Genomic DNA, 21,512 nt, shown 5'->3' on the forward strand with positions numbered 1-21,512 from the left:
GCTCAGGCGCGGCCGAACAACAGTACGGCGTTCGTTCCGCCGAAGGCGAACGAACTACTGATCGCGGCTTCGAGTCCGGGTGCGGCGGCGCCGGATTCCGGAACCAGATTGAGGCTGCAAGCCGGGTCCACTTCGCCGCGATGTCCGTTGGGAGGCAACTCCCGGCGATGCAGCGCGAGCACCGTGATCACCGCTTCGAGTGCACCGCCGGCGCCCAGCAGGTGGCCGTGCAACGCCTTGGTGGAACTGACCCTCAGGTGCTCGAGTTCATCTCCCCACACTTGCGCGAGTGCATCGCGCTCGACCATGTCGCCGATGCGTGTGGCGGTGCCATGGGCGTTGCAATAGCCCACGTCCCGGGGCTGAAGACCGGCTTGGCGCAGGGCCTGGCGCAGCGCACGTGCCTGGCCGTGCGCATCGGGCTTGGTCAGGTGAGTGGCGTCGCAGCTTTGCCCCCAGCCATCGAGGGTGGCGTAGATCCGTGCGCCGCGCCGGCGGGCTCGATCGGCCGATTCGAGAACGAGGAACGCGGCGCCCTCACCGAGCGCGAAACCATTGCGATCGCTCGCGAACGGACGGACCGCCGTCGCCTCTTCGCCGGGCGCAAAGCTGGCGAGCGTCTGCATGGCCTGCCACGCGAGCACGACGCCTGGAACGATGAGGGCCTCGCTGCCGCCCGCGATGGCTACGTCAACCTCGCCGCGCTGCACCGCCTTGGCGGCCTCGGCGATCGCGATGGCCGACGAGGCGCAGGCCACCGAGTAGGTGAGCACGGGACCCTGGGCGCCCTGGCGCATCGCCACGTGCGAGGCCGGCGCATTGGGCATGAAGGCGGGAATGGTCAGCGGCGGGACGCGTCCACCGCCGCGGTAGGCCGCATCGAGCGCCGCCGCGCCGCCCATGCCACATCCGGCGTAGACACCGATGCGCTCCGGATCGAAGTCGCCGTGGATGCCGGCATCGCGCATCGCGAGGTCGGCAGCGGCCACCGCAAGCTGGCTCACTCGATCGACGCCTGCGAGCTGCAGCTTGGTGAACCAGCGTGATTCGTCGAAGGCCACCGTCGCTGCCGCGGCCGGCCTGGGCAACTCGGGAAAGATCGGCCCGAGCGCCGATTCCCCGCGCAGGAGGGCCTCGAACAGCAAACGGGGTTCGTCGCCGTGCGGTGCCATCACGCCCAGTCCGGTGACGGCGACCCGGCTCACGTTGTTTGCGCCGCCCTGACCTTGTCGACCACGGCGGCCAGTTGGGCCAGCGTGTCGATGTTCGGGTCGTCGTCAGGGACCGTGATGGCGAAGCGGTCCTCGATCGCGAACACGAACTCGGCCAGCGCCAGCGAGTCGAATCCTTTTTCGCGCATGGAGGCCTGAGGGTCGAGCTCCGAGGCTTCGATGCCGTACTTCTCGTGGATCAGGTCCTGCAATTCCTTCAGCGAACTCATGGTGCGGGTATCCGGTGTCGTTCTGGCCACCGACCGATCCGCGTCGATGGTGATGTTGGTATGGCCTGCCAGCAGATCAACCCCTCCTGGGACGGCCGTCGAATCGGCCCGCGGGCAGTGACGTTCCATGATATCCGCTCGGCCCCACCGGGCGTGATGCCCTCCCGGGTCGCCAGCGCAGGGACGGGATGGCGAAGGCGATGCCGAGTACCGCGCCGGCCAGCGCGTCGAGCACGACGTGCTGCTTGACCGCCAGCGTCGAGTAGACGATGGCGGCGAACCAGAGGCCATTGACGAGGCGAAGCAGCACCGGCGCGCGGGCCCCGCGCAGGATGTGCTCCACCCAGATTGCCGTGAATATCGCAACGGCCACGTGCATCGACGGGCACGCATTGCCGGCCGCATCCACGCCCTGCAGGATCGCGAAGCCCGGAAAGTCGGTCGCCTCCGTGGGCATGGGCGGGATCTGGGTCGGCCACAGGTAGAAGAAGCCGAGCCCGGTCAGGCAGAGCGCGCCGACCCACAAGCCGTAGACGACCAGCTCCTTGAAGGTCAGTTGCAGCCCCGGCGCGACGCCCACATACACCCACAGGGAGAAGTACGCGATCAGCGCCTGAGGCTGGAACGGAACCACACGATCGAGCGCGGTCAACGGCATCACCGTCGTCGGGAAGACCGGCTCGCGCAGCAAGTGGAAATAGGCGATGAAGAAGAGCCAGGTGAATGCGGTGGTGCCAACCACCTTCAGGAACAGGTGCCGGCGAATCCTCAGACCGATCTCGGCGGTCCAGTTCTGCGACGGGAGCAGGCCGAGATACAGGTCGATCGGTTGATTCATGAATTCGGCGTTGTGGGTCTTGTCAGGCACCGAGCATGCCTGCTGACCGCCTGAACCGCAAACCCGAATTAAAGAATCAACAACGCGCGGAAGTCATTGACGTTGGTATGTGTCGGCCCGGTGACCAGCAGATCGCCGATGGCATCGAAGTAGCCGTAGGCATCGTTGCGATCGAGGTGATCGGCCAGCTTGCAGCCGGCGGCCTCGGCGCGGCGCAGGGTGTCCGGCGCGACGAAGGCACCGGCGTTGTCCTCGACGCCGTCGATGCCGTCGGTGTCGGCCGCGAGAGCCCAGACGTCCTCTCGCGCCGCCAGCGCGCCCGCAAGCCCGAGGCAGAACTCGCCCGCTCGTCCGCCCCGGCCCTTGGCCTGTCCGGGCTGACGTGGACGGATGGTGACGGTCGTTTCGCCGCCCGACAGGATCACGCAAGGCCTGGCGAACGGCGCGCCGCGCAAGGACACCGAACGCGCCAGCGCACCGTGGACCTTGCCGACTTCCCGCGATTCGCCTTCCATTTCATCGCTGAGGATGTGCGCCTCGATGCCGGCCGCGCGCGCCGCCGCGGCAGCCGCTTCCAGCGACTGCTGGGGCGTGGCGATCAGGTGCGTGGCATGGCCCTTGAAGACCGGATCGGAAGGCTTGGGCGTTTCGAGCGCACCGCTTTCGAGTTGCGCCCGCACGGACGGAGGCACCTCGATGCGGTAGCGATCGAGGATGGCGAGCGCATCGGCGCAGGTCGTGGCGTCAGGGACGGTGGGTCCGCTCGCGATCACGGCGGGATCGTCGCCCGGCACGTCGCTGATGGTCAGCGTCACCACCTGCGCCGGCGCACACGCGGCCGCTAGACGCCCACCCTTGATGCGCGAGAGATGCTTGCGCACGCAGTTCATCTCGCCGATGTGCGCGCCCGATTCGAGCAGTTGCTTGTTGATGCGCTGCTTGTCGGCCAGCGTCAAGCCCTCGGCCGGCAACGTGAGCAGGGCCGAGCCGCCGCCGGAGATCAGGCACAGCACGAGGTCGTCGGCCGTGAGTCCCTTCGTGAGCGCGAGGATGCGCTCGGCGGCTTTCATTCCCGCTTCGTCAGGCACGGGATGCGCGGCCTCGACCACTTCGATGCGCTGCGTGAGACCTTCGGGCCGCGGTGGAACGTGTCCGTAGCGCGTCACCACGAGCCCCGAAAGCTCTGCATCGGCGGGCCACAGCGCCTCCAGTGCCTGCACCATCGACCCGCCGGCCTTGCCCGCGCCGAGGACCAGCGTCCGGCCTCTGGGCGGCCTGGGAAGGCAGGGGCCCATGCTTGCCAAGGGCAATGCACGCTCGACGGCAACGCGGTAGATGTGTTCGAGGAATTCGCGTGGCGCGCCGCGCGGGTCTGGGATTTGCTGCGGGTTCGATGAGGTCATGTTCTGCCTAGGTCTCCAACTATTGTCTCCCTACCGCCCCGCCCACCCGCGACGGGACTACTTGGTACTCGCGCCGCCCTGGAACCATTTGCTGATCAGCGCGCGCTCTGCATCCGTCATGCCGGTCGAATTGTTCATCGGCATGATCTTCGTGACCACGGCTTGCTGATACACGCTCTGCGCATGTGCAGCGACCTGCTCCGGCGTATCCAGCCGCACGTTCTTCATCTGCACTTGCGCGCCGTGGCACATGTAGCAGCGTTGCTCCAGCACCTTCTGCACTTCGCCGAACGATACCTTTTGCGGCGCCGCACCAGCGGCAGGCGCCGCGACCGGCTCCGGCTTCATCCAGATGATGGTCAGGCCAAGCACGGCGATGCCGAAAAGCGCATAGGGAATCGGATTGCGCGCATTGCCGAGCTTGAAGCGATGGCGCACCACGAAGAACTGCCGGATCGCCGCGCCGCCGAGCATGATGAGCAGCAGCACGATCCAGTTGTACTTGTGCGTGTAGGTGAAGCTGTAGTGATTGCTCAGCATCGTGAACAGCACCGGCAGCGTGAAATAGGTGTTGTGCACGCTGCGCTGCTTGCCGCGCTGGCCGTGGATCGGATCGACCGGCCGGCCTTCGCGCAGTGCCGCCACGTTCTTGCGTTGGCCGGGAATGATCCAGAAGAAGACATTGCCGCTCATGGTCGTCGCCATCATCGCGCCCACCAGCAGGAAGGCCGCGCGGCCGGCGAACCACTGGCATGCGAGCCAGGCCGCGAAGGCGATGAAGACCGCCACCAGCACGCCCACGATGGTGTCGCCGTTCTTGCGCCGCCCGAAGACCTGGCAGATGCCGTCGTAGACCATCCAGAACACGACGAAGAAAGCCAGCGCCACGCCGATGGCGGCGCCGGGCTGCCAGTCCATCTTGGACTTGTCGATCAGGTAGGTGCTCGCGTTCCACAGGTACGACATCGTGAAGAGCGCGAAACCCGTGATCCAGGTGGAATAGCTCTCCCAGTACGACCAGTGCAGGTGGTCCGGCAGCTTCTTCGGCGCCAGCGCGTACTTCTGCATGTTGTAGAACCCGCCGCCGTGCACCGCCCATTGCTCGCCGCCGACACCCTTGTCCAGGGACTCCTGGTCCTGCGGCTTCTCGAGGCTGTTGTCCAGCATCACGAAGTAGAAGGAGGCGCCGATCCATGCGATGGCGGTGATGACGTGGACCCAGCGCAGCAGCAGATTGGCCCAGTCGAGGTAGTAGCTTTCCATTGACGCTCAACCTTGTCGGCGCGTGGGGGCGCCGTGGAGTTCCGGCCTGCTCACCACTGCGGGCGCTGTAAGCAGAGATAGTGCCGCGAACGCAGGCCATGGAGTGGACCTCGCTCCGCTGCGGCTTGTGGACTGAAGTGTATACACTTTTAAAGGGTCTTTCTCGGGTTTTGCGTCACTCGGTGTGCTGGAAAACCCTGATCACCTTCACGCGGCTGGAAGCGATTGCAACAACTGTGCCGCCACGGCCACCGCGATTACCTCGGGCTCCTTGCCGGTGATGCCTGGCACGCCGATCGGACAGGTCACGCGGTCCATCTCGGCGGCCGTGAAACCGCGCGCCTCCAGGCGATGGCGGAAGGTCGCCCACTTGGTCTTGCTGCCGATCAGCCCGACGTAGGGCAGATCGTCGCGATCGCGCAGCCGCTTGAGGCAGGCGATCACGATGTCGAGGTCTTCCGCATGGCTGAAGCTCATGATCAGCACGCGCGAGCCGGGCGCGAGTTGCGCGACCGCTTGCTGCACGGGCTCGGAATGCTCGGTTTCGATCTGCGCGGGCAGCGCGTCGGGAAACACGCCGTCTCGGCTGTCGATCCAACGCACGGTAAAGGGCAGCGTCGACAGCAGCCGCGCGAGCGCCGCGCCGACGTGGCCGCCGCCGAAGAGCGCGACCGGCTCCAGGTGCGCGAGCAGTTCGGTCTGCAGCGCCTTGGCGTCCGACGCGGAGATTCGCCGATACGACAGGAACACCACGCCGCCGCAGCACTGCCCGAGGGTGGGGCCGAGCGGATAGCGCCGAACGCCTTCGATGGCCGGCCCGCCCGCGAGCCAGACGCGCGCTTCATCGGTCGCCTGGAATTCGAGTTGGCCGCCGCCGATCGTGGCAGTGAGGCCATCGCCCCAGACGGCCATCCACGTGCCGGCCTCGCGCGGTGCGGAGCCCTGGGTCGATTCGACGCGCACGAGCACGCCGTTCTCACGCTGCAGACGCGCGAGCAGTTCGTCGACGGCGCCGGTCATGCCCGAAACCTCCGGTTGCGCGAGCGCGTCGCGGGCACGGTATAACCGCGCCGATGAATTTTCAGTCCACGACGCGCCGCCTCGCACTGGCGGCTGCCCTTCTTTCGAGCCTGTGGCTCGCCGGTTGCGGCACCAGCCCGACATCCCGTACCGGAACCCTCCCCGGCCAACTCAGCAACGCCACGCCCGACCCGAGCGACGGCAGCCGGCCCAAGCCTCGCGCATCCAGCGCGGCAACCCCGCGCGACTATCGGCGCGACGCGGCGCGCCACGTCTACGACATCAACAAGCAACGCGTCTACAGCGGCAAGCTGCCGCCATTGCTCTATGCGGTCGGTACGCTGCAGGTCAACCTCGACACCAGCGGCAAGGTGCTCTCGATGCACTGGATGAGGGCGCCGACGCACGCGCCCGAAGTGATCGCCGAGATCGAACGCACGGTGCTCAGCGCCGCGCCCTTCCCCGTCGCCACGCAACTGGGCAAAGTCACGTGGACCGACACATGGCTGTGGGATGAAGGCGGCCATTTCCAGCTCGATACGCTCAGCGAAGGTCAGCTCTAGCTTTAGCTCGCCCCCAGGCTGCGCGCACTTCGTGTCGCTACGCCTCCCCCCTGCCGGGGGCAACGCCAGCGGCCCGGCAAAGCCGGTGCCGCGGCGTTCCAACGAAATCGACATCTCATGATCCACGATAGGTCGAATAGCTCCACGGGCTCACCAGCAGCGGCACGTGGTAGTGCTGGTCGGTACGCGCCACACCGAAATCCAGCGCCACGCGATTCAGGAAGTTCGGCTCGGGGAGTTTGACGCCGCGCGCCTTGAAGTAGCCCGCCACATCGAACACCAGGCGGTAGGTCCCTGCTTTCAGCGTGCTGTTGTCGTAGAGCGGGCCATCGCTGCGCCCGTCCGCATTCAGCGTGAAGCGCCGCACGAGCGTGGCGCGCGCGTCCTCGCCAGTGCCGTCGGTGGTGAACAACGCGACCTCCATGCCAGCCGCGGGGCTACCGTGCATGGTGTCCAGTACGTGGGTGCTCAGGCCCATGGATGTGCTCCTTCAGTGCATTGGGGAAATTCCGGTCGACAAAAGTGTATACAGTTCTTGCCTTTGGGTCTATCATGAAAAGCATGGACTCGACCACCACCCGCGCGATCGTCGACGCACTCACCAAGGCCATTGTGGAGCACCGGCTTCAACCCGGTAGCAAGCTGGCCGAGCAAAAGCTGGCGGACCACTTCGGCGTGTCGCGCACCTTGGTTCGGCAAGCCCTCTTCCAGCTTTCGCAGAACAAGCTGATCCGCCTGGAGCCCGCCCGCGGCGCCTTCGTTGCGGCACCGGCGGTTGACGAAGCGAAGCAGGTGTTCGCGGTGCGCCGCATGCTGGAGGCCGAGATGACGCGCGCCTTCGTGCGCAGCGTGACGCCGGCCAAGATCAAGGCGCTCAAGGAACACGTCGCGCTAGAGAAAGCCGCCGTTTCCGGCGAAGACGTCTCGGGCCGCACCGAACTGCTCGGCGATTTCCACGTGCGCATGGCCGAGCTGATGGGCAACACGGTGCTGGCGCAGATCCTCGGCGAACTGATCTCGCGCTGCGCCCTCATCACGCTGATGTACCAGAGCGCCAGCGCCGCCGAGCACTCGAACGACGAGCACGCCGACATCGTGAAGGCGCTGGCCGCCAAGGACGAGGAACGCGCCGTGCGCCTGATGACCGAGCACCTCGAGCATGTCGAGGCCAACCTCACCTTCGACCGCAAGGTCCCCACCCACGACATCTCACTGGCACTGGCCTGAACCCGCCCATGAGCACCTACGACACCACCCTGCCCTATCCGCGCGATCTGGTCGGCTACGGCCGCAATCCGCCGCATGCGCAATGGCCCGGACGCGCGCGCATCGCCGTGCAGTTCGTGCTGAACTACGAGGAAGGCGGCGAGAACTGCGTGCTGCACGGCGACGCCGGCTCGGAGCAGTTCCTCTCGGAGATGTTCAATCCCGCGAGCTTCCCCGACCGGCACATCAGCATGGAGGGGATCTACGAATACGGATCGCGCGCCGGTGTCTGGCGCATCCTGCGTGAATTCGAGAAGCGCAACCTGCCGCTCACGGTGTTCGGCGTCGGCATGGCGCTGGAGCGTTATCCCGAGCTCACGGTGGCGTTCAAGGAACTGGGCCACGAGATCGCCTGCCACGGCTGGCGCTGGATCCACTACCAGGGCATCGACGAAGCCACCGAGCGCGAGCACATGCGGCTTGGCATGGAGGCCCTCGAAAAGCTCACCGGCGAGCGAGCGCTCGGCTGGTACACCGGCCGCGACAGCCCGCGCACGCGCCGGCTGGTGGCTGACTACGGCGGATTCGAATACGACAGCGACTACTACGGCGACGACCTGCCCTTCTGGATGAAGGTTCGGAAGACCGATGGCGACGTCGTGCCGCAACTGATCGTTCCCTACACGCTCGACTGCAACGACATGCGCTTCGCGCTGCCGCAAGGCTATTCGCACGCGGACCCCTTCTTCCAGTACATGAAGGACAGCTTCGATGCGCTCTACGCCGAAGGCGACGAAGCGCCGAAGATGATGAGCATCGGCATGCATTGCCGCTTGCTGGGCCGCCCGGGGCGCATCACGGCGCTTCAGCGCTTCCTCGATCACATCGCCGCGCACGATCGCGTCTGGGTCTGCCGCCGGCTGGATATCGCGCGGCACTGGAAGGCGACGCACCCTTACAACGGAGACTGATATGGCCCTGACCATCGACCAACTCAATGCCGCCTCGGCCGACGAAGCCGTCGCACTCCTCGACGGCGTGTACGAGCACTCGCCGTGGATCGCGAAGCGCGCGCTGTCGGAACGCCCTTTTCGCTCGTTGCCGCACCTGAAGCACGCCTTGGTCAAGGTCGTGACCAGCGCATCGACCGACGAGCAGCTCGGCCTGATCCGCGCCCACCCCGAACTCGCAGGCAAGGCGATGGTCAGCAAGAACCTCACCGCCGAATCGACCCACGAGCAGAGCAAGGCGGGCCTGACCGACTGCACGCCCGAAGAATTCGCGAAGATCCAGCAGCTCAACGCCGACTACAACGCCAAGTTCGGCTTTCCGTTCATCCTCGCAGTGCGCGGGCCGCGCGGCACGGGACTGGCCAAGCGCGAGATCATCGACACCTTCGAGCGCCGGCTACACCATCACCCTGACTTCGAGCTCGGCGAGGCACTGCGCAACATCCATCGCATCGCGGAAATTCGCCTCGACGACAAGTTCGGCGCCGAGCCGACGCTCGGCAACCGAGTTTGGGACTGGCAGGAGAAGCTGTCGGTGCACACCGATCCGGGCTATGCCGAGAAGGGCCAGCTCACCGTGACCTATCTCACCGACGCGCACCGTGCCTGCGCGCAGCAGATCGCGCAGGACATGCGCGAGGCCGGCTTCGACACCGTGCACATCGATGCGGTCGGCAACGTGGTCGGCCGCTATGAAGGTGCCACGCCCGGCGCCAGGACCCTGCTGACGGGCTCGCACTACGACACCGTGCGCAACGGCGGCAAGTACGACGGCCGTCTTGGCATCTTCGTGCCGATGGCCTGCGTTCGCGAACTCAAGCAGCAGAACCGCCGCCTGCCCTTCGCCTTCGAAGTCGTGGGCTTTGCCGAAGAGGAAGGCCAGCGCTACAAGGCCACCTTCCTCGGATCGGGTGCGCTGATCGGGCACTTCGACCCGAAGTGGCTCGACCAGAAGGACGCCGACGGCATCACCATGCGCGAGGCGCGGCAACACGCGGGCCTCAAGGACGAAGACATCCCCAAGGTGCAACGCGATCCTTCGAAATACCTCGGCTTCGTCGAAGTGCACATCGAGCAGGGCCCGGTGCTCACCGAGCTGGACCTCCCGCTCGGCATCGTCACTTCCATCAACGGCAGCGTTCGCTACGTGGGCGAAGTGATCGGCATGGCGAGCCACGCCGGCACCACTCCGATGAACCGCCGCCGCGATGCCGCCGCGGCCGTGGCTGAGCTGATCCTGTTCGCCGAACGGCGCGCAGCGAAGGATGGCGACTCGGTCGCCACCGTCGGCATGCTCGAAGTGCCGAGCGGCTCGATCAACGTGGTGCCGGGCCGCTGCAAGTTCAGCCTGGACCTGCGCGCGCCGAACAACGCGCAACGCGATGCGCTGGCCACCGATGTGGTCGACGCACTCAAGGAGATCTGCGAGCGACGCGGCGTCCGGCACACGCTGGAGGAAACCATGCGCGCCGCCGCCGCGCCCAGCGCACCCGACTGGCAGAAGCGATGGGAGCAGGCCGTCGACACGCTCGGCGTGCCGCTCTTTCGCATGCCCAGCGGCGCCGGCCACGACGCGATGAAGCTGCACGAAGTCATGCCGCAGGCGATGCTCTTCGTGCGCGGCATCAATTCAGGCATCAGCCACAACCCGCTCGAATCGAGCACCAACGACGACATGCAGCTGGCGGTACAAGCCTTCCAACTGCTTCTCGACAACCTCAAGGAATGAATCTCGCCCCAGGCTTGCCCCACTTCGCGTGGCCGCCCACCGTGGAACAACTGATATGACTGACTACAAGCAACTCGACGCCTGGATCGACGCCCACTTCGACGAGGAGGTGCGTTTCCTGCAGGAAATGGTGCGCGTGCCCACCGACACGCCGCCCGGCAACAACGCACCGCACGCGGAGCGCACGGCCGAACTGCTCCACACCTTCGGCTTCGACGCCGAGAAGCACTCCGTGCCCGCACAGGAAGTGAAAGACTACGGCCTCGAATCCATCACCAACCTGATCGTGCGCCGCAAGTACGGCAGCGGCGGCCGCACCGTGGCGCTCAACGCGCATGGCGACGTGGTGCCGCCCGGCGAGGGCTGGTCGCACGACCCTTACGGCGGCGAGATCGACGACGGCAGCCTCTACGGCCGCGCGGCCGCGGTCAGCAAGAGCGACTTCGCGAGCTTCACTTTTGCGCTGCGCGCGCTCGAAGCGGTCGCCAAGCCCACCCAGGGCAGCGTCGAACTGCACTTCACGTACGACGAGGAATTCGGCGGGATCCTCGGCCCGGGCTGGCTGCTCAAGCAGGGCCTGACCAAGCCCGACCTGATGATCGCCGCGGGCTTCAGCTACGAAGTGGTCACGGCCCACAACGGCTGCCTGCAGATGGAAGTCACCGTGAACGGCAAGATGGCGCACGCCGCCATACCGACCACGGGCATCGATGCACTGCAGGCCGCGGTGCACATCCTCAATGCGCTCTATGCGCAGAACGCGCTGTACCAGCAGGTCACGTCCAAGGTCGAGGGCATCACGCACCCCTACCTCAACGTGGGGCGCATCGAAGGCGGGACCAACACCAACGTGGTCCCGGGCAAGGTCGTCTTCAAGCTCGACCGTCGCATGATCCCGGAAGAGAATCCGGTCGAGGTCGAAGCCAACATCCGCAAGGTCATCGCGGATGCGGCAGCGCAGATGCCTGGCATCAAGGTCGACATCAAACGCATGCTGCTGGCCAACTCGATGAAGCCGCTGCCCGGCAACAAGCCCCTGGTCGATGCGATCCAGAAGCACGGCCAGGCGATCTTCGGCGAGCCCATCAAGGCCATGGGCACGCCGCTCTACACCGACGTGCGCCTTTACGGCGAGGCCGGCATCCCCGGCGTGATCTACGGCGCAGGGCCGCGCACGGTGCTGGAATCGCACGCCAAGCGAAACGACGAACGCGTGGTGCTGGAAGACCTGCGGCGCGCGACCAAGGTCATCGCAAGAACACTGAGCGACCTGATGGGCTGAGGCTCAGGCCGCGCGCTGGCCGCTCGGCATGAGGTAGCCGTTGCGGTAGATGCCGATCACGAGCCCACGGACCGAATCCGTGGGCCGCGCGGTCACGTACTTGCCGGGTCCCGCCTGGTACACGACGATGGTGCAGGCTGCACTTTTGCTGAGAGTGCGGGCAACACCGGTCGCCTGGCTGGCGGTTGGATAGGTGTTCATGGTTGTTCCCTGGAAGGAAGTGTCGGCGCTTCAGGAACGGGCGACGGAAAGCAGTCCGTCGATCGCGAGCACCACGCCCTCCTGGGACTCCTTGGTCGGTGTTCCCTCGGTGAGCAGCTTTCGGATGAGGCTCAGCGTGTTGAGCAGTTCCGCCTCCATGTCCGTCAGCAATGGAATCACTTCGAACTCCGGATACTTGCCGCGCGCACCCATGGGCCGGCCGGGGCCTGACAAGTCGACGTCGTAGCCTTCATGGATTGCTTCGATTTGAGTCTTCATGTGCGTCGAAGAGTTTTCAGGGAATCGTGATCGGCGGATTCTGCCCAATCGCTGCCGGACGCGGGCGGTCAACGGGCAGCTCAATTCAAGCCCATGAATTCGGACAGTCGACGCCCCATGGCGTGAATCCGCTTCTGCTTTTCCTGCGAACGATGGCTCGCCACGAGTTCGAGCGCCTGTGCCACGGACTCGGCACCCTGGTCGCCATCCGAAGCGCGGTGGCGCCACTCGTTGGCTACTTCGGACAACTGGGCGCTGCTGAGACGCTCGGGAGGCGCGCTGACCTCCCGCTTCGCCGCGGCCTCGTCGACGGATTGGAGGGTGGATCGCAGGAGCCCCAGCAACCCCGACGAGGACCATTGCAGCTTGGAAAAATTCTCTGATTCCATGTAATACATTGTGCCTAATCTGCAGCGAAGTAACAAGATATTTCCTGGACTTTCTTCTTACTCTTCTTTTTCGCACTGAACGCGGCCGCTCGGGCCACCCGGCTCAAGGCGCTGCGTGCTTGAGGCCCGAGAAAGGCCGCGGCAGCTTCAGACCCCGGCTCGCGGTCGACGTCTTCGGCTTGGCGCCGGGGCCGGGCGCCTTGGCCGCCGAATCACACCCTCCGGCCTCGGCGCCCCCTCCCAGCAAGGCGGGCGCCAGCAGCGACAGGCCGCCCGTCGCCGCGGCCACGCCATAGTCAGCGGCCTGGCGCACGGTGCCCTTCGGGTCGATGCTCAACTCGGGCCTTTCCAGCGGTCCCCTCACCAGCATGAGTTGAACCAGGCTGGCCGGGTTGAGATCCAGTCCCTTCTTCACCCTCGGCCGGAACGCCAGCTCGATCGTTTGCTTCGCCAGATTCAGTTCGCCGCTGGCCGTGACGGCGAGCTGCGACGTCTCCATGGCGATCGACCGGTCGATCACGGCAACCCCATTGCGCAAGGGCAGGCGCGCGACGGCGCACTGCACGATCAGATCCGGACGCCCTCCCTGTCTAGGCACCAGCATTTCGAGCAGGCGCGCCACGATGTCGCGATCGAGCGCGGCTGCCTTGCCCGTGAGGGAGACCTCGCGCATCGTCAAGTGCACCTCACCGGTCGACGAGGCAGCAAGGCTTCGCGGCGTGCGTCCTGTCATGGCCAGCTTCAGATCAAGATTCGCGCGACCGCCCTTGAAGCGCGTGCCCCCGCCCCATTGCGCATCGAGCGACTCGACGGAGAGCGACTTGGCGTTCACCAGCAGGTCGGTGCGCGGCGGCGCATTCTTTGGCAGCGCGACGTCTATCCGGCCCCGGACCTCGCCGCCCGCAGCTGCAAAGGACAGCGGCTCGACCGTCGCCCGCCCCGCTTCCGACACCCACCGCAGGTTGAGCGCCGACAGCGTCGGCGTGCCGGGCATGTCGAGGCGCGCCACCTTCAGCGCAATCTGCATGGGGAATTGCGGCAACGCATCGAACGGCAGCGGCGTGTCGCCGAAGAACTGCGCCCGCTGCGCGGAAGCCGCCGCCGGCGTCCTGGTCCCGGCCTTGCCTATGTGCCACTTGGCGAGATCAATGGAGGCCGCCGACAGATCCGCATCCAGACGCGATGACGGTCCGGCGTGGAAGTTGACCTGGCCGGTCAGCATCTGTCCGCCCATCGACAACTGCATCGACTCTGCTCGCCATTCGCTGACATCTCGCCGCACCGTCGCACTGGCCTCGACGGGCATCGGCAAGTTGGCTGCGGCAGCGGAAAACTCGGAAAGCGCAGCTGCAGTGTCCAGGCGAGCCGATAGCCTGGCCTCCAGAAGCCCCGCGCGCGGCCCCGTCCCCATGTTGCCTGCCGCCGAGACAGTCGTGCCATCCGTGGTGAAACGAAGATCGAACGGCCATTCCCCCTTGCCCGCCTGCAACTCACCCATGGCCCCGATCTGTCCTTCGGCCTTCCATGGCCGGGATCCGAGCTTGAAGGTCGCGCTCAAACTCGTCTGCCCGCCCTGCGCATGGACGTCGAGCATGTCGATGGTGACCGTGCCCAGCACGCCTTTGTTGCCGTCTCGATAGATGATGCGTGCGTTGGAAACAGAGACAGAAAGCCCCTCCAGCGCGACCCGCTCTGCCGCCTTGCCGCCCGATGACCGGCGCGGGGCCAGATGCCAATTGAACCGCATGGCGCCGTCAGATTCGAGCAGCACGTCCGCTTCTTCCATGTCGACGCTGAGAATGCGGATCTGCCCATCCAGCAGGTCCCGAAGGGACACCTCGAAAGCCGCGCGCCGGAGCCGGATCATGTCCGGCTGCGAGCCCCATTCGGCATTGCCGAGCACGATGTTGTTCGCCTTCACCGCGATGGTCGGCAGCAGATGGATCGACAGGTCGCCGTCGATCCGAAAGGCGCGCCCCGTCGCGGCCGTCACCTGTTCGGAGAGTAGGGCAGCCAAGCGATCCGGCGGATAGGCCCGCCGCAGCGCGACCACGGCCGTGGCAAGCAGCAGGACGATCATCGCCAGCACGATGCCGGAGATGAGCCATGCACGGTGCCATGCGCCGCTCACGGGGCGAGCAACTTCACCGGATGGGCCTGCGGGTGCCTTCATCGGGGCATTGTCGTCCCCGGCACGACAACGCGGGCGTGACCTGCCGGACGTCGGTCGCCCCGGGTTTTCCGCCATACAGCGCGACGCCTGATGTGTATACAGTTTGGCGTACAGAACGGTGGACGGTTGTCTGCACACACCTTCCGCCCCATCATCTCGCTAAAGTTCCGACGCATCAGGAGATCACGCAATGACGGCTGCCTCGCCTTCCATCCACCCGGTCGACCAGCGCCTGCCGGCAGGCAAGCTCACGGCTCTTGGCCTGCAGCACGTGCTGGTGATGTACGCCGGTGCGGTCGCCGTGCCGCTGATCGTCGGCCGCGCGCTCAAGCTCAGTCCACAGGAGGTTGCGCTGCTGATCTCCGCCGACCTGTTCTGCTGCGGCGTCGCCACGCTGATCCAGGCGCTCGGCGCCACGCAGTGGTTCGGCATCAAGCTGCCGGTGATGATGGGCGTGACCTTCGCCTCGGTCGCGCCGATGGTCGCGATCGCCAACGCAAACCCGGGCCAGGCCGGCGCGCAACTGCTGTTCGGCGCGATCATCGGCGCCGGCATCATCTCGATATTGATCGCGCCAATGGTGTCGCGCATGCTGCGCTTCTTTCCGCCGGTGGTCACGGGCACGATCATCGCGGTCATCGGCATCAGCCTGATGCGCGTGGGCATCAACTGGATCTTCGGCAACCCGGTCGGGCCCACCGCACCGGCGCTGGTCGATCCGGTCTATGCGAAGTGGCTGGCCGAGGTGACCTCGCCGGGCTCCTCGGTGCCGCCCGTGCCCAAGGGGCTGTCGATCGTGCCCTCGGTGCCCAACCCCAAGTACGCCGACCTCGGCGGACTCGGCATCGCCGCGCTGGTGCTGGTGTCGATCCTGGTGATCGTCAAGTACGCCAAGGGCTTCATCGCCAACATCTCGGTGCTGCTGGGCATCGTGATCGGCGCGGTCGTCGCGACGATCTTCGGCTTCATGACCTTCGAGAAGGTCGGCAAGGCCGAGTGGTTCGACGTGGTGATGCCCTTCCACTTCGGCATGCCGCAGTTCGACCCGATCCTGATCCTCACGATGTCGCTGATCATGATCGTGGTGATGATCGAGTCGACCGGCATGTTCCTGGCCCTCGGCGAGATGACCGACCGCAAGATCACGCAGCAGGACCTGGCCCGCGGCCTGCGCACCGACGGTCTCGGCACGCTGATCGGCGGCGTTTTCAACACCTTCCCCTACACAAGCTTCTCGCAGAACGTGGGGCTGGTGGCGGTGACGGGCATCAAGAGCCGCTTCGTCTGCGTGGCCGGTGGCGTGATCCTGATCGTGCTTGGCTTGTTGCCGAAGATGGCGGCGCTGGTCGAATCGCTGCCCACGGTGGTGCTGGGCGGCGCGGGCCTGGTGATGTTCGGCATGGTGGCCGCCACCGGCATCCGGATCCTCTCCGGCGTGGACTTCAAGGGCAACCGCCACAACGCGATGATCGTCGCGGTGTCGATCGGCATCGGCATGATTCCGCTGATCGCACCCAACTTCAAGCAGTGGATGCCGCACGCGATCCACTCGCTGGTGGAATCGGGCATCCTGCTGGCGTCGATCAGTGCGGTGCTGCTCAACCTGTTCCTCAATGGCGCGAAGCACGACGAGACGGCGATCATCGCTGCGGCCAAGCAGGCCGAAGCGCATTGACTGTTGCTCGCCCCCAGGCTTGCTCACTTCGTGTAGCCGCCCGCCCCCTGCCGGGGGCAACACCTGCGGCCCGGCGAAGCCGGTTCCGCGGTGTTCACGAAAGGGGCTGGCTTTGCGGCCGGGTTAGATCATTGCCAGGGGACTCTTGCGGCGCGGGGGTGGGTGTAGGAGGTCGATTTCCGCGAGGTCGTCCGGGCTCAGTTCCAGGTCGGCGGCCGCGAGGTTTTGCCGGAGATGGGCTTCCCGCACGGCCTTCGGTATGGCGACAACGCCCGGTCGCGACAGTACCCATGCGAGCGCGACTTGCGCGGCGGTGACGCCGAGGCGCTGCGCGATCTTCAAGAGGCCTGCGTCCGTGGCCAGTGCGCCCTGGTTGATGGGGCTGTAGGCCATCAGGGGCATTCCGCTTTCTCGTAGCCAGGACAACAGGCTGAACTCGGGGCCGCGTTCGCTGACGGAGAAATAGACCTGGTTTGCCGCGCAGCCCGCTACGTCGCCGGAGACGGTGGCGAGTTCTTCCATGTCGTCGATGTCGAAATTGCTGACGCCCCAATGGCGGATGCGGCCTTTCGCGACCAGTGCGCGCAGAGCGTCGCATGTCTCGGTCAACGGGTGCTCGCCGCGCCAATGCAGGAGGTAGAGATCGATCTGGTCGAGGCCCAGGCGCGACAGGCTCCGATCGCAGGCCGCGGGGGTGCCCTTGCGGCTTGCGTTGTGGGGGTAGACCTTGCTGACGATGAAGAGGTCTTCGCGCCGGACGTCGCCGGCGCGAAGAGCGTCGGCCACGGACTGGCCGACGACTTCCTCGGCACCGCCCTCGCCGTACATCTCGGCGGTGTCGATGAGCCGGTAGCCCATGTCGATGGCGGCGCGCACCGCGGCCACTTCGGCCTTGCGGTCCCCGGCGGCTTCACCCACGTGCCAGGTGCCGAGGCCCAGCGTAGGGATCGACGAACCGCCGGGAAGATCGAGGTATCGCATCACACATCCTTGTGCTGGAAGGCAGGCTGGGTCGCCTGCCAGACGAGGATGCTAGCGCGCCCAATCAACGGTAGCCGGTTTCGTTCGGGTTGTGGATGATCCAGATCAAGTTGCCGCCGGACACGTTGCCCAGGCTGCCGCCCGCGAAGATCAGGCGGCCCTGGCCCTTGTAGGTCATCTCCAGGCGATGGCGGTCGCCGCCGAAGTAGAACGGGATCCACGCCTTGCCCGTCATGTAGGCACCGCTGTCCGTGGGCTCACCGGCGAGGTCCACCACCTGCTTCCACGACATGCCGATCTGCAGTTGCGTGAACTTCGAGTTCCTGGCCGGGTTGCCGGTGATCTCGCCCTCGTAGTCGTTCATGCCCTTGACGGTGCGTCCGCTGCCTGCCTCCACCTTGGTGGAGTCGATCACATTGCCCTGGCTGTCCATGCCGGGCTTGGCACCGCCCTTTGCAACGGCAGGTGCAGACGCGGGAGCCGCGGCCGGTGCAGGCGCTGCTGCGACCACCGGGGCGCTTGCTTCGGCCACGGTCACCGCGCAGCGATCGAGTTCGACGACCGACCGGTTGGTCTTCTGCGTGAAGCTGTAGTTGCTGACCTTGGCCGTGACTTCCCCACCCTTGAATCCCGAAGCCGAGGCCTTGCAACGGAAATAGGTGTCGTCATCCGCCTGGACTTCGTACAAGCCCGCCGGGAGACCCTTCGTCGAGGCCTTCGTGAGGTTCAACGCCACGACCTTTCCGACGAGCGCCTTCTTCGCCTTGGCGGCGCCGTCGCTCACCGTCTGGGTGATTTCTCCGTAGGTCATGGCGGCCGGACCCTTGCGGGCGATGGTGTCGGCAACGGGCGCTGCCGGGGCGGGCGCCGGCGCGGGAGCGGGTCCAGCACCCGCGGAAGGCGCGTGCTGTGCGGCACAGCCAGCGAGCAAGACCGTCACGGCGGCTGCGATGGCGACGCCAGTGGGAGGGATCCTCAAAGTCACGTTTGAAACTCCTTGTTACAGAACTTCCATTATTCATGATGGAGGCTTCGGCACCCCGCACACGGAGCATTCATGAAGATCCCGACTTTCCTGTTGGCCGCAGCGCTCGCCTCATCGTCTTTCGGGGCCGCTGCGCAAGCGGCACCGGGCGGAACCTGTCGCGCCAAGCACGAGGCCATCAGCCGCGACCTCGACGATGCCAAGGCCAAGGGCCAGAAGCAGCGGGTCCGGGGCCTGGAGCGCGCGCTGAAGGAGGTCAACCGCAACTGCAGCGACGAGAAGCTGCAGGCCGAGCATCAGCGTCGTGTCGCGCAGCAGGAGAAGAAGGTCGCCGCGAGGGAACGCGAGCTGAGGGAAGCCGAACGCAACGCCAGCGCCGAGAAGATCGCGCGCCGCCGGAGCAAACTCGCCGAGGAGCAGGCGGAACTCCAGCGCCTGAAGGAAGCCCGCCTCAACTGATCCGCACGACACTGGACCCGACATGCAGAAAGTCTCGATCCGAATCAACGATGACCTGAGCGTCTCGGGCATCGTGCAGGCCCCGCCGAACCCGAGCGCCTGCTACGTGTTCGCTCACGGAGCTGGCGCGGGCATGGACCATGCGTTCATGACTGCCGTGGCCAATGGCCTGGCCCAACGCAGCATCGCCACTTTGCGCTATCAGTTCCCCTACATGGAACTCGGCAAGAAGCGCCCGGACCTGCCGCCCACAGCCCACGCCGCGGTTCGCGCGGCGGTGGCGTACGCGGCGCAGATGTTCGGGCCGATGCCCCTGCTGGCCGGCGGCAAGTCCTTCGGTGCCCGCATGACCTCTCAGGCGCAGGCAATCGAGCCGCTGCCCCGGGTCGAAGGCCTGGTTTTCCTCGGCTTTCCCCTGCACCCCTCCGGCGTGCCCGCGACTTCGCGCGCGGACCATCTTTCCAAAGTGCAGATACCGATGCTCTTCGTCCAGGGCACGCAGGACAAGCTGGCGGACCTGGAGCACCTTCGCCCGGTCGTCGCGAAACTGGACTCGCGCGCCACGCTGATGGTGATTGAGCATGCGGACCATTCCTTCCACGTCCTCAAGCGCTCGGGGCGCGATGATGACGAGGTGCTGACCGAAGTCCTCGACGGTGTGGCCCGATGGGCGGCCGGGCTTTCTTCCTGAACTCTTTCACTGCTGGAGCTCCTGTTGCAATCCATCCTCAAGAAGTTCGACCTCACCGGGCGCACCGCGCTCATCACCGGATCGAGTGCCGGCATCGGCTTCGCGCTCGCGCGCGGCCTCGCCGGTGCCGGCGCCCGCGTGATCCTCAACGCGCGCAACGCGGCGAAGCTCGAAGGCGCTGCCGAGGTGTTGCGCAGCGAGGGCCTGCAGGTGCTGACCGCCGCCTTCGACGTGACCTCGGGTGATGCGGTGAACGCCGCAGTGGCACGCATCGAAGCCGACATCGGTGCCATCGACATCCTCGTCAACAACGCCGGCATGCAGCGCCGCGGGCCGCTCGACCAGTTCGAGGAAGCCCACTGGCACGAATTGATGAAGACCAACGTGGACAGCGTGTTCCTCGTCGGCAAGGCGGTGGCGCAGCGCATGATTCCGCGCGGGCGCGGCAAGATCGTCAACATCTGCTCGGTGCAAAGCGAGTTGGGCCGACCCGGGATTGCGCCCTACACCGCCAGCAAGGGCGCAGTGAAGATGCTGACCAAGGGCATGGCCATCGACTGGGGCCAGCACGGCATCCAGGTCAACGGGCTCGGGCCCGGCTACTTCAAGACCGAGCTGACCGAGGCGCTCGTCAACAACGAGGAGTTCACCAAGTGGCTGGTCGGGCGCACGCCCTCGCGGCGCTGGGGCGATGTGGAAGACCTGGTGGGCGCGGCCGTGTTCCTGGCGAGCGACGCCTCCAACTTCGTCAACGGCCACATCCTGTACGTCGATGGCGGCGTGACCGCAACCCTTTGAGAGAGACCATGGAAGCACTTGTCATCCACGCCCCCGGCGACCTGCGCGTCGAGGAGATCGAGACCGCCGAGCTCGGCGCGGACCAGCTGCAGGTGCGCGTGCGCTGCGGCGGCATCTGCGGCTCGGACCTGCACTACTACCAGCATGGCGGCTTCGGCACCGTGCGCATCCAGCAGCCGATGGTGCTGGGCCACGAGGTGGCCGGGATGATCGAGGCGGTGGGTTCGGCCGTCACGGGCTTCCAAGCCGGCGAGCGCATCGCGATCAGCCCGAGCCGGCCGTGCGGCCTGTGCCGCTACTGCCAGCAAGGTCTGCAGAACCACTGCCTGGACATGCGCTACTACGGCAGCGCGATGCGCACGCCGCACGTGCAGGGGGCGTTCCGCCAGCAGATCGTGGTCGAGACGCACCAGGCGCACAAGCTCGCGGATTCGCTCAGCGATGGCGAGGGCTCGATGGCCGAGCCCTTGTCGGTGGCGCTGCACGCGGTGCGGCGCGCGGGGCCGCTGCTGGGCCGGCGCGTGCTGGTGACCGGCTGCGGGCCGATCGGCGCACTGGCGATCATTGCGGCTCGCCGCGCGGGCGCCGCCCACATCGTGGCCACCGACGTCGGTACCCTCACGCTCGACAAGGCGCTGAAGGTCGGGGCCGACGAGGTGATCAACGTGGCCGAAGAGCCCGAGGGCCTCCGGCGCTTCACGGCCGACAAGGGCAGCTTCGACGTGCTGCTCGAGGCCAGCGGCAACCCGCGGGCCCTGGTCGGCGCCTTCGAGGCGCTGCGCCCGCGAGGCATCATCGTGCAGCTCGGGTTGGCCGGTGGCGAGATCCAGCTGCCGATCAACACGATCGTCGCCAAGGAGTTCGACCTGCGCGGCGCCTTCCGCTTCCACGAGGAATTCGCGGTCGCGGTGGAGTTGCTCAACAAGGGGCTGGTGGACGTCAAGCCTCTGATCTCGGCGACGCTGTCGTACCGCGATTCGGCGCGCGCCTTCGCCCTGGCGGCGGACCGGTCGCAGGCGATGAAGGTGTTGCTGAACTTCGATTGAGCGGGCCAATGCCCAGCGGGGCGAGCGCCCGCGTGCAGAGATTGCCCCTTCACCGCTAGACTCCACGCCGTGGCGCGCGC

The 21,512-nt window shown here is 66.4% G+C and carries 23 protein-coding genes; 10 read left to right on the top strand and 13 right to left on the bottom strand.

The genetic code is table 11. The features are described 5' to 3' along the window. Nucleotides 1-2: 2 nt before the first annotated feature. From QTI24_RS23605 to xdhC, 6 genes are all read right to left on the bottom strand, one after another. Entirely contained in the window at nt 3-1,205 is a 1,203-nt protein-coding gene (locus QTI24_RS23605; protein WP_286603758.1) for a beta-ketoacyl-[acyl-carrier-protein] synthase family protein, read from the bottom strand. Continuing rightward, a complete protein-coding gene (locus QTI24_RS23610; RefSeq protein WP_286603759.1) occupies nt 1,202-1,441 on the bottom strand; it encodes an acyl carrier protein in 240 nt (79 codons plus the stop codon). The genes QTI24_RS23605 and QTI24_RS23610 overlap by 4 nt, the downstream gene beginning before the upstream one ends. 76 nt (nt 1,442-1,517) lie before the next feature. After that, nucleotides 1,518-2,309, bottom strand: coding sequence for a phosphatase PAP2 family protein (locus QTI24_RS23615; protein WP_286603760.1), 792 nt, complete (start codon nt 2,307-2,309; stop codon nt 1,518-1,520). Between the two features lie 38 nt (nt 2,310-2,347). Further along, nucleotides 2,348-3,682 (bottom strand): glycerate kinase type-2 family protein, encoded by a 1,335-nt coding sequence (locus QTI24_RS23620; protein ID WP_286603761.1) that lies wholly within the window; start codon nt 3,680-3,682, stop codon nt 2,348-2,350. Between the two features lie 57 nt (nt 3,683-3,739). Beyond that, nucleotides 3,740-4,945: a urate hydroxylase PuuD gene (locus tag QTI24_RS23625; RefSeq protein WP_286603762.1), complete on the bottom strand. Its 1,206-nt coding sequence runs from the start codon at nt 4,943-4,945 to the stop codon at nt 3,740-3,742. Nucleotides 4,946-5,152: 207 nt separating this feature from the next. Beyond that, a complete protein-coding gene (gene xdhC, locus QTI24_RS23630; protein WP_286603764.1) occupies nt 5,153-5,965 on the bottom strand; it encodes a xanthine dehydrogenase accessory protein XdhC in 813 nt (270 codons plus the stop codon). Between the two features lie 53 nt (nt 5,966-6,018). Between xdhC and QTI24_RS23635 the strand changes: the two genes are divergently transcribed. Further along, nucleotides 6,019-6,528 carry a hypothetical protein gene (locus QTI24_RS23635; RefSeq protein WP_286603765.1) on the top strand — a complete coding sequence of 170 codons (510 nt, stop codon included), beginning with the start codon at nt 6,019-6,021 and terminating at the stop codon, nt 6,526-6,528. A gap of 115 nt (nt 6,529-6,643) precedes the next feature. Here QTI24_RS23635 and uraH read toward each other — a convergent pair whose 3' ends face one another. Beyond that, the gene (gene uraH / locus QTI24_RS23640; protein ID WP_286603766.1) at nt 6,644-7,006 is read right to left on the bottom strand and encodes a hydroxyisourate hydrolase; all 363 of its coding nucleotides are present in this window, start codon (nt 7,004-7,006) and stop codon (nt 6,644-6,646) included. Nucleotides 7,007-7,080: 74 nt separating this feature from the next. Here uraH and QTI24_RS23645 point away from each other — a divergent pair, with 74 nt between their 5' ends. Genes QTI24_RS23645 through QTI24_RS23660 form a run of 4 tightly spaced genes read left to right on the top strand, consistent with a single transcriptional unit; the run spans nt 7,081 to nt 11,755 of the window. Continuing rightward, nucleotides 7,081-7,755 (top strand): GntR family transcriptional regulator, encoded by a 675-nt coding sequence (locus QTI24_RS23645; RefSeq protein ID WP_286603767.1) that lies wholly within the window; start codon nt 7,081-7,083, stop codon nt 7,753-7,755. Between the two features lie 8 nt (nt 7,756-7,763). Continuing rightward, nucleotides 7,764-8,705: an allantoinase PuuE gene (puuE, locus tag QTI24_RS23650; RefSeq protein WP_286603768.1), complete on the top strand. Its 942-nt coding sequence runs from the start codon at nt 7,764-7,766 to the stop codon at nt 8,703-8,705. 1 nt (nt 8,706) lies between these two features. Beyond that, a complete protein-coding gene (gene uraD / locus QTI24_RS23655) occupies nt 8,707-10,473 on the top strand; it encodes a 2-oxo-4-hydroxy-4-carboxy-5-ureidoimidazoline decarboxylase (protein WP_286603769.1) in 1,767 nt (588 codons plus the stop codon). A 55-nt stretch (nt 10,474-10,528) separates the two neighbouring features. After that, nucleotides 10,529-11,755, top strand: a complete 1,227-nt coding sequence (locus QTI24_RS23660; protein ID WP_286603770.1) for a M20 family metallopeptidase — start codon at nt 10,529-10,531, stop codon at nt 11,753-11,755. Between the two features lie 3 nt (nt 11,756-11,758). Here QTI24_RS23660 and QTI24_RS23665 read toward each other — a convergent pair whose 3' ends face one another. The 4 genes from QTI24_RS23665 to QTI24_RS23680 form a co-directional block, all read right to left on the bottom strand. After that, nucleotides 11,759-11,956 carry a hypothetical protein gene (locus QTI24_RS23665; protein WP_286603772.1) on the bottom strand — a complete coding sequence of 66 codons (198 nt, stop codon included), beginning with the start codon at nt 11,954-11,956 and terminating at the stop codon, nt 11,759-11,761. Between the two features lie 30 nt (nt 11,957-11,986). Beyond that, nucleotides 11,987-12,235: a hypothetical protein gene (locus QTI24_RS23670; protein WP_286603773.1), complete on the bottom strand. Its 249-nt coding sequence runs from the start codon at nt 12,233-12,235 to the stop codon at nt 11,987-11,989. An 80-nt stretch (nt 12,236-12,315) separates the two neighbouring features. Beyond that, complete coding sequence (locus tag QTI24_RS23675) at nt 12,316-12,624, bottom strand: hypothetical protein (RefSeq protein ID WP_286603774.1); 309 nt, start codon at nt 12,622-12,624, stop codon at nt 12,316-12,318. A gap of 103 nt (nt 12,625-12,727) precedes the next feature. After that, nucleotides 12,728-14,935 (bottom strand): AsmA family protein, encoded by a 2,208-nt coding sequence (locus tag QTI24_RS23680; protein WP_286603775.1) that lies wholly within the window; start codon nt 14,933-14,935, stop codon nt 12,728-12,730. A 52-nt stretch (nt 14,936-14,987) separates the two neighbouring features. Here QTI24_RS23680 and QTI24_RS23685 point away from each other — a divergent pair, with 52 nt between their 5' ends. Continuing rightward, nucleotides 14,988-16,472, top strand: coding sequence for a nucleobase:cation symporter-2 family protein (locus QTI24_RS23685; RefSeq protein WP_286603776.1), 1,485 nt, complete (start codon nt 14,988-14,990; stop codon nt 16,470-16,472). A 123-nt stretch (nt 16,473-16,595) separates the two neighbouring features. Here the strand turns inward: QTI24_RS23685 and QTI24_RS23690 are convergent, their stop codons facing one another. Both QTI24_RS23690 and QTI24_RS23695 read right to left on the bottom strand, forming a co-directional pair. After that, nucleotides 16,596-17,453 (bottom strand): aldo/keto reductase, encoded by an 858-nt coding sequence (locus QTI24_RS23690; protein WP_286603777.1) that lies wholly within the window; start codon nt 17,451-17,453, stop codon nt 16,596-16,598. Between the two features lie 64 nt (nt 17,454-17,517). Then, nucleotides 17,518-18,438 (bottom strand): hypothetical protein, encoded by a 921-nt coding sequence (locus tag QTI24_RS23695; RefSeq protein WP_286603778.1) that lies wholly within the window; start codon nt 18,436-18,438, stop codon nt 17,518-17,520. A gap of 72 nt (nt 18,439-18,510) precedes the next feature. Between QTI24_RS23695 and QTI24_RS23700 the strand changes: the two genes are divergently transcribed. Genes QTI24_RS23700 through QTI24_RS23715 form a run of 4 tightly spaced genes read left to right on the top strand, consistent with a single transcriptional unit; the run spans nt 18,511 to nt 21,432 of the window. Next, nucleotides 18,511-18,897 (top strand): DUF1090 family protein, encoded by a 387-nt coding sequence (locus tag QTI24_RS23700; protein WP_286603779.1) that lies wholly within the window; start codon nt 18,511-18,513, stop codon nt 18,895-18,897. Nucleotides 18,898-18,919: 22 nt separating this feature from the next. After that, nucleotides 18,920-19,588, top strand: a complete 669-nt coding sequence (locus QTI24_RS23705) for an alpha/beta hydrolase family protein (protein WP_286603781.1) — start codon at nt 18,920-18,922, stop codon at nt 19,586-19,588. Nucleotides 19,589-19,612: 24 nt separating this feature from the next. Continuing rightward, nucleotides 19,613-20,386: a glucose 1-dehydrogenase gene (locus QTI24_RS23710; RefSeq protein ID WP_286603782.1), complete on the top strand. Its 774-nt coding sequence runs from the start codon at nt 19,613-19,615 to the stop codon at nt 20,384-20,386. Nucleotides 20,387-20,394: 8 nt separating this feature from the next. Next, nucleotides 20,395-21,432, top strand: a complete 1,038-nt coding sequence (locus tag QTI24_RS23715) for an L-idonate 5-dehydrogenase (protein ID WP_286603783.1) — start codon at nt 20,395-20,397, stop codon at nt 21,430-21,432. Nucleotides 21,433-21,512 lie beyond the last annotated feature (80 nt).

Source organism: Variovorax sp. J22P240 (genome assembly GCF_030316855.1).
Lineage (GTDB): Bacteria > Pseudomonadota > Gammaproteobacteria > Burkholderiales > Burkholderiaceae_C > Variovorax.